The sequence below is a fragment of the Stappia indica genome (assembly GCF_020177335.1).
GTDB lineage: Bacteria > Pseudomonadota > Alphaproteobacteria > Rhizobiales > Stappiaceae > Stappia > Stappia indica_B.
The window spans coordinates 514,926-527,919 of sequence record NZ_JAIVMG010000001.1; the positions used below are offsets into that span (position 1 = coordinate 514,926).

The following is a 12,994-nucleotide window of genomic DNA, read 5'->3' on the forward strand; positions in this document are numbered from 1 at the left end:
CGCCCCTTCCCTTCGACACCATCCCCCGGACACGAAAAAGGGCGCATGGAATGCCCCACGCGCCCCTTCAAAGCTCTATCAGAGCAGCGTCGAGCCGATTACTCTTCCGCCGCCCCGTCCTCCGCCGACCCGTTATCCCCGGTCTGACCCGGATCCTCGGAGGTCACCGCATCGGACGCGCCCTCGCCGCCGAGAACGTCGTCGTCGTCCCCCTCGTCGGAGACCCGCTCGACGGAGACCACTTCCTCGCCTTCTGCCGTCTTGAAGACGATCACACCCTGGGTGGCACGGCCCGCGATCCGGATCCCGTCGACCGGGCAGCGGATCAACTGACCACCGTTGGTCACCAGCATGATCTGGTCGCTGTCGTCGACCGGGAAGGAGGCGATCAACGGCCCGTTGCGCTTGGTCACCGCCATGGCGGTGATGCCCTTGCCGCCGCGTCCGGTCACCCGGTACTCGAAGGACGAGGAGCGCTTGCCATAACCGTTCTCGGAAATGGTGAGGATGATCTGCTCGGCGGCACTCATCGCCGCGTAGCGATCCAGCGGCAACTCACCTGCATCCACCTCTTCCTCATCTCCCGGAACCGGCTCGACGCTCTCGTCGGTCTCGCCGCGCATCAGCCGCCGGCGACGCAGATAGGCCGCGCGCTCCTCCGCCGTGCAATCGAAGTGGCGCAGGATCGACATGGAGATGACATGATCCCCCTCGGCCAGATTGACACCGCGCACACCGACCGAATTGCGGCCGGCAAAGACACGCACATCGGTCACCGCGAAGCGAATGCACTGACCGAGCGCGGTGGTCAGATGCACATCGTCATGCTCGGTGCAGGTAAAGACGCCAACGATGCCGTCGCCGTCCTCCAGCTTCATGGCGATCTTGCCGTTCTTGTTGATCTGCGCGAAATCGGACAGCTTGTTGCGCCGGACCGTACCGCGACGGGTGGCGAACATCACGTCCAGCTCGGACCAGCTGTCTTCGTTCTCCGGCAAAGGCAGGATCGAGGTGATCTGTTCGCCCTGCTCCAGCGGCAACATGTTGACCAGCGCCTTGCCGCGCGACGTCGGGCCAGCGAGAGGAAGGCGCCAGACCTTCATCTTGTAGGCGATGCCGCGCGAGGAGAAGAACAGCACCGGCGTATGGGTGTTGGCGACGAACAGCCGGGTGACGAAATCCTCGTCCTTGGTCGACATGCCCGAGCGACCCTTGCCGCCGCGCCGCTGCGCCCGGTAGGTATCGAGCGGCACCCGCTTGATGTACCCGGCGTGGCTGACGGTGACCACCATGTCCTCGCGCTGGATCAGGTCCTCGTCTTCCAGATCGGCGCCGCCTTCGACGATCTCGGTCCGGCGCGGGGTCGCGAATTCGTCGCGGATTTCCGTCAGCTCGTCGCGGATGATGTCGAGGATCCGCTCGCGCGAGCGCAGGATTTCCAGATAGTCGCGGATTTCCTCGCCGATCTTGTTGAGTTCATCGGCGATCTCATCGCGCCCAAGCGCAGTCAGGCGCTGCAGGCGCAGCTCGAGGATGGCCCGCGCCTGCTCCTCGGACAGGCGATAGGTGCCGTCCTCCTGCACCATGTGGCGCGGGTCGTCGATCAGGCGAATGAGCGGCTCCACATCGCGGGCCGGCCAGTTGCGTTCCATCAACTGGGCCCGGGCGGTCGCCGGATCGGGCGCGGTCCGGATCAGATGGATCACCTCGTCGATATTGGCCACCGCGATGGCCAGACCGACCAACAGATGCGCCCGGTCGCGCGCCTTCTTCAGAAGGAAGCGGGTCCGCCGGCCAATCACCTCCTCGCGGAAGGCGATGAAGGCGCTCAGCATTTCCTTCAGGCCGAGCTGCTCCGGGCGACCGCCGTTCAGCGCCACCATGTTGGCGCCGAAGGTCGATTGCAGCGACGAATAGCGGTAGAGCTGGTTCAGCACCACATCGGCGACCGCGTCGCGCTTCAGCTCGATCACCACCCGCATGCCCGAACGGTCGGACTCATCGCGAATGTCGGAGATGCCCTCGATCCGCTTTTCGCGAACATGCTCGGCGATCTTCTCGATCATCGTCGACTTGTTCACCTGATACGGGATCTCGGTGACGATGATCGCGAAGCGGTCCTTGCGGATTTCCTCCACCTCGGCCCGGCCGCGCATCACCACCGATCCGCGCGCGTTCTCATAGGCGGAACGAATGCCCGAGCGGCCGAGGATGATGCCGCCGGTCGGGAAGTCCGGGCCCGGCACGATCTCCATCAGCTCCGCCAGAGACATGTGCGGATTGTCCATCAGGGCGATGGAGGCGTCGATCACCTCGCCCAGATTGTGCGGCGGAATGTTGGTCGCCATGCCCACGGCGATGCCGCCGGCGCCATTGACCAGGAGGTTCGGAAATTTCGCCGGCATGACCACCGGTTCGCTTTCCGAATTGTCGTAGTTGTCCTGAAAGTCGACCGTATCCTTGTCGAGATCGTCGATCAGGCGCTGGGTGACCTTCTGCAGGCGACATTCAGTGTAACGCATCGCCGCGGCCGGATCGCCGTCGACCGAACCGAAATTGCCCTGCCCGTCGATCAACGGCAGCCGGAGCGAGAAATCCTGCGCCATGCGCACCAACGCGTCATAGATCGCGCTGTCGCCATGGGGGTGATACTTACCCATCACGTCACCGACGACGCGCGCAGACTTGCGGTAGGGCTTGTTCCACTCGTAGCCGTTTTCATGCATCGAGTAGAGGATCCGCCGGTGGACCGGCTTCAGTCCGTCCCGGACATCGGGAAGCGCACGGCTGACGATCACGCTCATGGCGTAATCGAGATAGCTGCGCTTCATTTCGTCGGTGATGGAAACAGGCCGGATATCGGACGGTAGCCCGCCCGACGGTGCGCTCGTATCCTGATCTGACAAGGAGGTGTCTCGCATTCTGTTGAATTCGCTGGTTTCTTATACCCGATTTCGCCCTGCGCGACAAATTCACGACAGCAAAACGGGAACTGCATTTCCCTGCGAATTCAAATGGTTGGGACAGCTCCCTGTGAATTGTCGCAAGAACGCGGGAAGTCGCTGGCCGACATTGGCCCGTTTCATTGATATAAAGAGGCATCCGAGTCGGGAGCCGAAGCGCCGCACATGCTGGCAGAATTCCTCGTCAACGCCTTTGCCACACTGTTCGTGACGATCGATCCGGTCGGCCTCGCGCCGATGTTTCTCGCCATCACCGCCGGTGCGACCGCGCAGACGCGCAAGCGCATCGCCGTGCGGGCGACCCTGATCGGCGGCGCGATCCTGTTCCTGTTCCTGGTGGCGGGAAAGAGCGTTCTCGGCGTGCTCGGCATCTCCGTGCCGGCCTTCCAGATCGCCGGCGGCCTGCTGCTCCTGATGATCGCCGTGGAAATGGTGTTCGAGAAACGCAACCGGCGGAAATCGGAAAGCGCGGAAAAGGCGGTCGCCCATCAGGACGAGCTGCACGCGGTGGCCGTGTTTCCGCTGGCCATTCCGCTGATCGCCGGCCCCGCCGCGATCAGCGCCGTGATCCTGCTCAGCTCCCAGGCGCCCGACAGCCTTTCCATGGCCGGTCTGGTGTCGGTGATCCTCGTGATCATCGGCAGCTGCTTCGTTTCGTTCCTGCTGGCCGACCGGATCGAGCGGCTGATGGGCGACACGGCGGCGATGGTCGTGACCCGCCTTCTCGGCGTCCTGCTGGCCGCCCTTTCGGTGCAGTTCATCGCCGATGGCGTTCGTGCGCTGATCGCCGCCGGCTGAACGCCGCACGGAACCGCAAGCGCCGCTTTCAGCCCAATTCCAATGTCGTGATGCCGTAGGTCCGCGCCAGATCGAGAACGGGCTTCTCGCCATGATACATGCGCGCGGTCTCGAACTCCGGCGAGAGCTCGTAGGTCTCGGCCAATGCCATCGCCGCCGCGTTGCACTCAGGCACATCGAGCCAGACCATCTGTCCGCGCACCTGCCCCGCCAGCGCGCGAAAGAGCGTGTCGGCCACCTCCGGCGTGTCGGCGAAGAGCGGACCGATCTTGAAACCTTCGCGGCACTGGCGGATCACGCCGTAGCCGCGCAGCTCGCCGCCTTCCACGAAGACGCACCCACGCCGCCCCTTCGCCATCGGCGAGCACCAGGACGCCAGGAAGGCATCGCGCACGGCCGGAACGAACGGACGGTCATAGGCGAGCACCGTGGGCAGGATGCCCTGTCCGAGCATCGAGACGCGCGGGTCGGACGGCTGTTCGGCCATCGAGAGCCCGCCATGGCGGATCGTGTGATAGTCGCTCTCAAAGCCCGATGAGCGATAGGTGGCTTCCTGGGCGAGGACCGCATCGAGACCGATCGTACGCCCCTCCAGATAGGCCATGGCATGATCCCAGATGGGCTTGCCATACCCCTTGCCGCGCCAATCCGGGTGGCAGATGTAGAAGCCGATGAAGCCGTAACCCTCGCCGTAGCGCACCGCCGATATGCAAGACACCGGCTCTCCCTCGCACTCACCGACAAAGAAGCCTTCCGGATCGCTCGCCAGAAACGGCGTGCCGTCGTCGACACCCGGGTTCCACCCCTCGTCCGCAGCCCAGTCGAGCGCACGTTCCAGATCCGCGGGCTTCATGCGGCGAATGGCAAGGCGTTGGGTCATGGACGGGCTCCGGCTCAGCGAGGCACAAAAAAGGCGGCCTCCCGTGATACGGAGGACCGCCCGCAGCGTCAATCAATGCGCGAGTGCGTGGGTACCCGGCCACGGACACCCACAGCGCATCTCAGGACCCCGACGGGGTCAGAAGCTGGTACGTCACCGGATCGTCCGGGCAAGTCGCAAATCCGCATTCCAGCGTGGTCGAGAGCGTATTCGCTGCCGCCATGAGAATGACGAGCAGGATACCGATGCGTCCGAGCGCGCTGCCCGCAGCGGCGCCGACCTGCGCCTCATCGGCCTTTTCGCCATCAGGCTGGCGCAAGACCAACATCAGCGCACTCGCGGCAATGGCGACGACGAACACCACGAAGGCCCAGGTGTAGAAATGCAGCCCCAGGAAAGGCGCGCCGTAGCCGGCATCCCCCGGCGCAATGTGCAGCAGGATCTGGCGCATGGCGAAGCCCGCGCCGGCGAGACCGGCCAGGATGGTCACGCCGTAGTAGGCGGCCCGGGGCCCGCGCGCGACAGCCATGACCGGGCCGATCGCCAGGAGCAGGAAGCCAGCCCGCTGCAGCAGGCAGAGCGGACAGGGCAACTCGCCGTTCACGAGCTGGTCGAAGAAGGCCACGCCAAGCACGGCGGCGATGGCGTAGAGGGCGAGCGCGTTCAGCGTCGTTTCGAGCGTACGGGAGATCATGGCGGGCCTCAAAACGACAGAGGAAGCGAGTCGGAGGCGTGATGGAAATACACCAGCCCCGCCGCGACAAAGGAAACAACGGTCAGCCCCACCGTCCAGCGCGGCGACCCATAGGCGGCGCTGGCGAGCGTTGCCGTCAGCAGCAGGAACAGCAATCCAAGATACATGTCAGCCCCCGGGAATCGACTTTTGATAGAGTTCTCATATTCCCTGTTTTTTAAAGCAAAAACAATTACCTATCTCTTCCGCTTCATATTCGGTCACAAGCCCCGTCGTCTCGCCCCGCGCGGAGCAATTCTCAAGGCAAGTTCAAGAGATAGCGCCGCTCCCCCCATCCGTGGACCGTATCGCGCACCCGGATTTCGACCCGATCGAGACCTTCCGGGATCGCCACCCCGGCCAGCGACCGGGTGAAAGGCTGTTCGTTCACATGCGGATGGGCGAGGACCCGGCGACCAAGCACCCGACCATCGGGCGCCAGCACCTCCCACAGATCGGCATAGTGATCCCAGCCGGTGTCGGCATGGGAGACGGTCACCTCGAAACGCCAGCTCCCATCCGTGGATTGCCGCGCGCGGGCATCGACCACCTCGGCCTCCCCGGCGCACGCAGGACTAACCGTGCCAAGAAGAATGAAGGCCACCAACAGACTTGCCGACCGTCGCCGAAACGGTCTCCCTGCCGCAGCGTCTTGAGCATTTGGAACACGCCGCCGCATGGTTTTTCCTCCCCTTCTCCCACCTCTGCCCGCTTGCGACAGGTTGCAGAGCCGTCCTCAATTGACTACCCCGAAACAGAACGTGCTCTCGAGTCACATCCGCGTCAGATGTGCCAGGCGCATTCGCGGATTGTCGCCCCACGTCAGCAGACCGACCGGCAGGAAAGGAAAACGCCATGGCAGCGACCGGCTCCAGGAAAGTCATCTACGCCGCGCTTGCCGGCAACGCCCTCATCGCCGTGACCAAGTTCTTCGCCGCAGCCTACACCGGCTCCTCGGCGATGATGTCGGAAGGGATTCACTCGCTGGTGGATACCGGCAACCAGGGACTCCTTTTGCATGGCCTGAGGAAAGCCCGGCAACCTGCTGATGAAAAACACCCTTTCGGATATGGAGCAGAACTCTACTTCTGGTCCTTCGTGGTTGCCATCCTGATTTTCGCCGTGGGCTCCGGCATCTCGATCTACGAGGGCGTCCAGAAGATCCTGCATCCGCATCCGGTTACCTCGCCCATCGTCGCCTATGTGGTGCTGGGCCTTGCCATCGTGTTCGAGGCGGGCGCCTGGTGGATCGCCTACAAGGAGTTTTCCAAGGTGCGCGGGCGGCAGGGATTGTTGCAGGCCGTGCGCGACAGCAAGGATCCGGCGGTCTTCACCGTTCTGTTCGAGGATACGGCGGCCATGCTCGGCCTGCTGGTTGCCCTCACCGGCCTGCTGGCAGCGCAATATCTCGGCCTTCCGTGGCTCGATGGCGCCGCCTCGGTCGCCATCGGCGTGATCCTGGCGGCCACGGCCGCGTTCCTTGCCTATGAGACCAAGGGTCTTCTCGTGGGCGAAGCCGCCGCGCCGGAGGTGGTGGAGACCATCCGTGCCGTCGTCGAGGCGACGCCGACCGTCTCGCGCCTCAACGAGATCCGCACCCTGCACCGGGGACCGGAGGACGTGCTGCTCGCCCTCTCCATCGACTTTCAGGACAACCTCACGGTCGGCAAGGTGGAAGAGGCGATCTATGCGCTGGAGATCGCGATCAAGCAGCGCTTTCCCATTGTGCGCCGGGTCTTCATCGAGGTGCAGGCCACCCGGCACCATGAGGAAATGCTGGCGGCCAGCAAGTCCCGGGACACGGACCCGGCCTGAGATCCCATCGCACCGCGTGCGTTGCCCTACGGCACGCCGCTGCGCGCACCAGACATGAAAAAACCCGGCGCGGGTTTCGCGCCGGGTTTTTCGTTGTCCGGTTCAGCCTGCCTCACAAAGACAGGACATCGCCTCAGAACGGAATTTCATCGTCCATGTCGCCGGGACCACCGGAACCGCCGTAGCCCCCGCCACCGCCCTGCTGCGGCGCGTCATAGCCGCCGCCACGCGAACCGCCGCCAAAGCCGCCACCCGATGCCGACCCGCCAGACGGGCCGCCAAGCTCACGACCGCCGCCGCCAGCGCCTTCGCCGCGGCCATCCAGCATGGTCAGCACAGAGTTGAAGCCCTGCAGCACGACCTCGGTGCTGTAGCGATCCTGGCCGGACTGATCCTGCCACTTGCGCGTCTGCAACTGGCCTTCCACATAGATCTTGGAGCCCTTGCGCAGGTAGTTCTCGGCGACCTTGGCCAGCCCCTCGTTAAAAATCACCACCCGGTGCCATTCCGTCCGCTCACGCCGCTCGCCGGTGTTGCGGTCACGCCAGTTCTCCGAGGTGGCGATGCGCAGGTTGACGACCGGACGGCCATCCTGCATCCGCCGCACTTCCGGATCGGCGCCGAGATTGCCCACCAGGATCACCTTGTTGACGCTACCCGACATTGTCGCTCTCCTCGTTCGTCTTCATTCAGCGCCCGCCGAATGTCCGGCCGCGTCGGGGGACCATATGGGTTTGGTGCCAGCGATGCCGTGGATTTTTGCCGTTTTTCCACAGTCGGCGCCGAAAGGTCCGACCGCGTTCCCTATTCGTTCCATATCCACGGCGCGATTTCAAGAGCCTCTCTTGCCCCTCGCGCGGGACGCTCCCTCCGGCCATCGCGAGGGCAACCGAACAGGAAATTTCGCCGCCGCGCCGCAACGGACTTGCCACCCAGGCAATGTTCTTATTATGTTCGTGCAATCGGACTTCCACGCCAATACGTATAGACATCAACCCCGCGCCGGGTCGCGTTCGGCAATCGACGCATCCGCCGTCATAGCGTAGAACGGCGCGGCGTGACGGATCCTCGATCCGGGACCGCATCGCCCGGAACTCCTGAATAACTCCGGCACCGCAACGCCAGGGATTGCAGACACCAATGGCCAAGACCCGCTCGACCAACACCCCTTCCGCTCCCCAGTCCGCACCGGACCGGCGCATGATCAGCGTGCGGGGCGCGCGCGAGCATAATCTGAAGAATGTCGACCTCGACCTGCCGCGCGATCAGTTGATCGTGATGACCGGCCTGTCCGGCTCTGGCAAATCCTCGCTGGCGTTCGATACCATCTACGCCGAAGGACAGCGCCGCTACGTTGAAAGCCTGTCGGCCTATGCCCGGCAGTTCCTGGAGATGATGCAGAAGCCGGATGTCGACCAGATCGACGGCCTGTCGCCCGCCATCTCCATCGAGCAGAAAACGACCTCGCGCAACCCGCGCTCGACGGTCGGCACGGTCACCGAGATCTACGACTACCTGCGCCTCCTGTTCGCGCGCATCGGCGTTCCCTATTCGCCGGCGACCGGACTGCCGATCGAGAGCCAGACGGTCAGCCAGATGGTCGACCGGGTTCTGGCGCTGGAAGAAGGAACGCGGCTTTATCTACTGGCGCCGGTGGTGCGCGGGCGCAAGGGCGAGTACCGCAAGGAGCTGGCCGAGCTGATGAAGAAGGGCTTCCAGCGGGTCAAGATCGACGGCGAGTTCCACGAGATTTCCGAAGCCCCGGCCCTCGACAAGAAGCTGAAGCATGACATCGACGTGGTGGTCGACCGCATCGTCGTGCGCGGCGACATCGCCGGACGGTTGGCCGATTCCCTGGAAACGGCCCTGTCGCTGGCAGACGGCATTGCCATTGCCGAATATGCGGACCGTCCGCTTCCGGCTGCGGACAAGAGCCGTGACGCGGTGCTTCAGAATCGCAACGAAACCCACGAACGGATTGTCTTTTCAGAGAAATTCGCCTGTCCCGTTTCCGGTTTCACCATTTCGGAAATCGAGCCGCGCCTGTTCTCCTTCAACAACCCGTTCGGCGCCTGCCCGGCCTGCGACGGGCTCGGTACCACGCTGGCGTTCGAGCCGGAACTGGTGGTGCCGGACCACAGCCTTTCCTTGCGCGGCGGCGCGGTGCTGCCCTGGGCCAAGACCGGCTCGACCTCTCCTTATTACGCGCAGACCCTGGAGGCGCTCTGCCGGCATTTCGACGGCTCGATGACCGTGCCCTGGTCGGACCTGCCGGAGGCGCTGCGCAACGCCATCCTCCATGGCACCCGCCGGGAGAAGATCGAATTCGTCTATGACGACGGGGTACGCAGCTACCGCACCTCCAAGACCTTCGAGGGTGTCGTCGGCAATATCGAGCGGCGCTGGCGCGAGACCGAATCCGAATGGGTGCGCGAGGAGCTGTCGCGCTACCAGTCGGACCGCCCCTGCCCCACCTGCGGCGGGCATCGGCTGAAACCGGAGGCGCTGGCGGTGAAGATCGCCGATTGTCATATCGGCGACATTGCCCGGCTGTCGATCCGCGAGGCCGGCGACTGGTTCTCCGCGCTGCCGGATCAACTCACCGTCAAGCAGAGCGAAATTGCCGTGCGAATCCTGAAGGAAATTCGCGAGCGGCTGAAGTTTCTCAATGACGTGGGGCTCGACTATCTGTCGCTGTCGCGCAACTCCGGCACCCTGTCCGGCGGCGAAAGCCAGCGCATCCGGCTGGCGTCGCAGATCGGCTCGGGTCTGACCGGCGTGCTCTACGTGCTCGACGAGCCGTCGATCGGCCTGCACCAGCGCGACAATGCCCGCCTGCTGGAAACGCTCAAGCACCTGCGCGACCTCGGCAACACGGTGATCGTGGTCGAGCATGACGAGGATGCGGTGCTGACCGCCGATTACGTGGTCGATATCGGCCCGGGCGCGGGCGTGCATGGCGGTGAGGTTGTCGCCGAAGGGGCGCCGGCGGACATCCTCGCCAACCCGGCGTCGTTGACCGGTCGCTACCTCTCCGGCGACCTTGCGATTCCCATGCCGGCCATGCGCCGCGAGATCTCCAAGACACGCCGGCTGCATGTGGCCGGCGCGCGCGGCAACAATCTGAAGAACGTGTCCGCCGACATTCCGCTCGGCACCTTCACCTGCATCACCGGCGTTTCAGGCGGCGGCAAGTCGACCTTCCTGATCGACACCCTGTACCGGGCGGCGGCGCGGCGGCTGAACGGCGCGCGCGACAACCCGGCGCCGCACGATCATATCGACGGGCTGGAACTGCTCGACAAGGTGATCGACATCGACCAGTCGCCGATCGGACGCACGCCGCGGTCCAACCCGGCGACCTACACCGGCGCCTTCACGCCGATCCGCGAGTGGTTCGCTGGCCTGCCGGAAGCCAAGACCCGCGGCTATGCGCCGGGCCGGTTTTCCTTCAACGTCAAGGGCGGGCGCTGCGAGGCCTGCCAGGGCGATGGTGTCATCAAGATCGAGATGCACTTCCTGCCCGACGTCTATGTCACCTGCGATGTCTGCCAGGGAAAGCGGTACAATCGGGAGACCCTCGAAGTCCTGTTCAAGGGCAAGTCGATTGCCGATGTGCTCGACATGACGGTTGAGGAAGGCGCCGCGTTCTTCTCCGCCGTGCCGGCGGTGCGCGACAAGCTGGAGACCCTCGCCCGGGTGGGGCTCGGCTATATCAAGGTCGGCCAGCAGGCCACCACCCTGTCCGGCGGCGAAGCGCAGCGCGTCAAGCTGGCCAAGGAACTGGCCAAGCGCGCCACCGGCCGCACGCTCTATATCCTCGACGAGCCGACCACCGGCCTGCATTTCCATGACGTGGCGAAACTGCTGGAGGTGCTGCACGAGCTGGTCGACCAGGGCAACACCGTGCTGGTGATCGAACACAATCTGGAGGTCATCAAGACCGCCGACTGGATTCTCGATCTCGGGCCGGAGGGCGGCGATGGCGGCGGCACGCTGGTTGCCGCCGGTCCGCCGGAAGACATCGCCGAAGTGCCGGAAAGTTATACCGGGCAGTTCCTTCGCGAGGTGCTGGCACGACGGCCGATCCGGCGGATGAGTGCCGCCGAATAAGCCAAGTTCGGCGCAAAACCGGGCAATTGGGCAAGGGCATGATGGTGCAATGCACAATCCGCACCCCTGCCATGCACAAATCGCACTTTTTTTCATCACCTGGAAAATCTATCTACCGGTCATCGAATTGACGCGGCGCTGACGCGAAACGGCAGCGGCGCAAATCTGGCGAGGCCATCCGATGTTTGAGTCACTTACGCGCAAGTACCGGTCCTGGAAGAGCTACCAGAGCACGGTTTCCGAGCTGTCGCGCTTGACGACGCGCGAACTTGACGACCTTGGCATTGCACGCGGCGACATTCCCTTCATCGCCAAGCGCGTAAGCCGATAAGAGATCACGTTCAAAGGGATAGACCTCCTCCCCTGTCCCTTTAGCGTGCCCGGCGAGGCATCCTCCTCCCAGCCTCGTCCGGAAATAGCGTCGCCCGCCGGTTCTCCTCCCTCCGGTGGGCGATCGCTTTTTTGAAAGACCTTCGCGGCGTGTCCCGCCGCACCGGACGCCCTTGTTTCAGCTCAGCGGCCAGCGCGGCCCAGCCATGCTGAAACACCGTCTTCCGAAGGCCGAAAGGCAGCTTATATCCACCCTATCGAGCGATTGTCGCGCCGCAACATCGGCGGGTGTTCGCTCACCGAAACGTCAGACCGAAAGAGCGAAACCATGTTCGACACCCTCGTGCGCAAATACAATTCCTGGCAGAAGTACCGGCAGACCTATTACGAGCTGTCGCGGCTGTCCAACCGTGAACTGAGCGATCTCGGCATCGGCCGTGGCGACATCGACTTCATCGCCCGCACCCATCGCTGATCTCGCCCCGCCGTCAGGCGGGTCCGAACAAAAAGCGCCGCCCGAAGCCTCGGGAGGCGCTTTTTTCGTTTCCACACCCGCGCTGCGTCAGTCTTCAGAATCGCCGTTCGCCCCGATGCCCGTTCGGGACCTGCCAATGATCGCACGCAGGCTCGTTGCCCGGCCGGGCTCCTGTTGCGCCTTGGGATAGGCGCTTTCAACGAACAAGCGAAAACTATAGGGGGCAGCGCCACATAGCCCCTTCCGCGCCTTCAGGGCGAAATAGGCCGTATAGAAGAGCCCATCCGCATCGCGTCGGCTCGCATCATAGCTGCCGTAGTTGCGGTCGCCCCGGGTGGCATAGATCCGTTTGTGCGGCAGATCCCGCATCAATTCCGGCAGTTCCAACGAGGCCGCATAGCGCGCGGGGTCAAAGGCGCGCGCCCGCCCACGATCCATGATCCGGATTCCGCCGTCATGGAGTGCCTCATCATACTTGCTGGTCCAGCAATGACAGGAATAGCGGATCAGAACGCCGATCTCGCCCAAGCCCCCCAGCTCATAAGTTTCGACACGTGGGGCCAGATGAGGCACAAGAATCTCGGCCGCATCGACGTCCGGCAGTGGATAACTGGAACCATCAGCCTGAACAATGAGACCGGCGGAGGTGAGACGGCAGGGCTTCATCCTCTTTTGATATCATGTGTTCGCGCCTGCCAGCCAGCGCAAGCACCAGTGAGAAAGGCGCGCGTGTCTGAGCCAGGAGGCAAAATCCGGCTCCAGGAATTCTTGATATCCCTTATATTACAGTATGTTATCTTGAGATCCGGACAAACCCCTCCCGCGCATTGCCAAGGGCGAGACGTGGCTTGAAGCACCGCTCATTTTGCGCTGCACACAAAATGGCG

General features: G+C 63.8%; 12 protein-coding genes. 5 read left to right on the top strand and 7 right to left on the bottom strand.

All coding sequences use genetic code 11. The features are described 5' to 3' along the window. Positions 1-98: 98 nt before the first annotated feature. Complete coding sequence (gyrA, locus tag LC062_RS02260; protein ID WP_224909392.1) at positions 99-2,921, bottom strand: DNA gyrase subunit A; 2,823 nt, start codon at positions 2,919-2,921, stop codon at positions 99-101. Positions 2,922-3,128: 207 nt separating this feature from the next. Here gyrA and LC062_RS02265 point away from each other — a divergent pair, with 207 nt between their 5' ends. Next, positions 3,129-3,761, top strand: coding sequence for a MarC family protein (locus tag LC062_RS02265; protein WP_224909393.1), 633 nt, complete (start codon positions 3,129-3,131; stop codon positions 3,759-3,761). A gap of 28 nt (positions 3,762-3,789) precedes the next feature. Here the strand turns inward: LC062_RS02265 and LC062_RS02270 are convergent, their stop codons facing one another. The 4 genes from LC062_RS02270 to LC062_RS02285 all read right to left on the bottom strand — a co-directional run bounded on the left by LC062_RS02270 (position 3,790) and on the right by LC062_RS02285 (position 5,978). Next, positions 3,790-4,641: a GNAT family N-acetyltransferase gene (locus LC062_RS02270; protein ID WP_224909394.1), complete on the bottom strand. Its 852-nt coding sequence runs from the start codon at positions 4,639-4,641 to the stop codon at positions 3,790-3,792. 121 nt (positions 4,642-4,762) lie between these two features. Then, positions 4,763-5,335 carry a disulfide bond formation protein B gene (locus LC062_RS02275; RefSeq protein ID WP_224909395.1) on the bottom strand — a complete coding sequence of 191 codons (573 nt, stop codon included), beginning with the start codon at positions 5,333-5,335 and terminating at the stop codon, positions 4,763-4,765. Between the two features lie 8 nt (positions 5,336-5,343). Beyond that, positions 5,344-5,502 (bottom strand): DUF5993 family protein, encoded by a 159-nt coding sequence (locus LC062_RS02280; RefSeq protein WP_224909396.1) that lies wholly within the window; start codon positions 5,500-5,502, stop codon positions 5,344-5,346. Positions 5,503-5,633: 131 nt separating this feature from the next. Then, complete coding sequence (locus LC062_RS02285; protein WP_224909397.1) at positions 5,634-5,978, bottom strand: hypothetical protein; 345 nt, start codon at positions 5,976-5,978, stop codon at positions 5,634-5,636. Positions 5,979-6,229: 251 nt separating this feature from the next. On the opposite strand from LC062_RS02285, the gene LC062_RS02290 reads away from it, so the two are divergent. Continuing rightward, positions 6,230-7,189: a cation diffusion facilitator family transporter gene (locus tag LC062_RS02290; RefSeq protein WP_224909398.1), complete on the top strand. Its 960-nt coding sequence runs from the start codon at positions 6,230-6,232 to the stop codon at positions 7,187-7,189. A 133-nt stretch (positions 7,190-7,322) separates the two neighbouring features. Here the strand turns inward: LC062_RS02290 and LC062_RS02295 are convergent, their stop codons facing one another. Next, positions 7,323-7,853, bottom strand: coding sequence for a single-stranded DNA-binding protein (locus LC062_RS02295; RefSeq protein ID WP_224909399.1), 531 nt, complete (start codon positions 7,851-7,853; stop codon positions 7,323-7,325). A gap of 536 nt (positions 7,854-8,389) precedes the next feature. Between LC062_RS02295 and uvrA the strand changes: the two genes are divergently transcribed. The 3 genes from uvrA to LC062_RS02310 all read left to right on the top strand — a co-directional run bounded on the left by uvrA (position 8,390) and on the right by LC062_RS02310 (position 12,107). Further along, positions 8,390-11,302 (top strand): excinuclease ABC subunit UvrA, encoded by a 2,913-nt coding sequence (gene uvrA / locus LC062_RS02300; RefSeq protein WP_224909783.1) that lies wholly within the window; start codon positions 8,390-8,392, stop codon positions 11,300-11,302. A gap of 181 nt (positions 11,303-11,483) precedes the next feature. Further along, a complete protein-coding gene (locus tag LC062_RS02305; protein ID WP_181758451.1) occupies positions 11,484-11,633 on the top strand; it encodes a DUF1127 domain-containing protein in 150 nt (49 codons plus the stop codon). Positions 11,634-11,960: 327 nt separating this feature from the next. Beyond that, the gene (locus LC062_RS02310) at positions 11,961-12,107 is read left to right on the top strand and encodes a DUF1127 domain-containing protein (RefSeq protein WP_181758450.1); all 147 of its coding nucleotides are present in this window, start codon (positions 11,961-11,963) and stop codon (positions 12,105-12,107) included. A gap of 87 nt (positions 12,108-12,194) precedes the next feature. On the opposite strand, the gene LC062_RS02315 is transcribed toward LC062_RS02310, so the two are convergent. Further along, complete coding sequence (locus LC062_RS02315; RefSeq protein ID WP_224909400.1) at positions 12,195-12,773, bottom strand: hypothetical protein; 579 nt, start codon at positions 12,771-12,773, stop codon at positions 12,195-12,197. Positions 12,774-12,994: the final 221 nt, after the last annotated feature.

What these genes read in the sequence shown, in the direction of transcription:
- LC062_RS02290 (WP_224909398.1), top strand. Translation starts at nt 6,230, where the DNA reads ATGGCAGCGACCGGCTCCAGGAAAGTCATCTACGCCGCGCTTGCCGGC.
- LC062_RS02265 (WP_224909393.1), top strand. Translation starts at nt 3,129, where the DNA reads ATGCTGGCAGAATTCCTCGTCAACGCCTTTGCCACACTGTTCGTGACG.
- gyrA (WP_224909392.1), bottom strand. Translation starts at nt 2,921, where the DNA reads ATGCGAGACACCTCCTTGTCAGATCAGGATACGAGCGCACCGTCGGGC.
- LC062_RS02295 (WP_224909399.1), bottom strand. Translation starts at nt 7,853, where the DNA reads ATGTCGGGTAGCGTCAACAAGGTGATCCTGGTGGGCAATCTCGGCGCC.
- LC062_RS02275 (WP_224909395.1), bottom strand. Translation starts at nt 5,335, where the DNA reads ATGATCTCCCGTACGCTCGAAACGACGCTGAACGCGCTCGCCCTCTAC.
- LC062_RS02305 (WP_181758451.1), top strand. Translation starts at nt 11,484, where the DNA reads ATGTTTGAGTCACTTACGCGCAAGTACCGGTCCTGGAAGAGCTACCAG.
- LC062_RS02270 (WP_224909394.1), bottom strand. Translation starts at nt 4,641, where the DNA reads ATGACCCAACGCCTTGCCATTCGCCGCATGAAGCCCGCGGATCTGGAA.
- LC062_RS02315 (WP_224909400.1), bottom strand. Translation starts at nt 12,773, where the DNA reads ATGAAGCCCTGCCGTCTCACCTCCGCCGGTCTCATTGTTCAGGCTGAT.
- LC062_RS02310 (WP_181758450.1), top strand. Translation starts at nt 11,961, where the DNA reads ATGTTCGACACCCTCGTGCGCAAATACAATTCCTGGCAGAAGTACCGG.
- uvrA (WP_224909783.1), top strand. Translation starts at nt 8,390, where the DNA reads ATGATCAGCGTGCGGGGCGCGCGCGAGCATAATCTGAAGAATGTCGAC.
- LC062_RS02280 (WP_224909396.1), bottom strand. Translation starts at nt 5,502, where the DNA reads ATGTATCTTGGATTGCTGTTCCTGCTGCTGACGGCAACGCTCGCCAGC.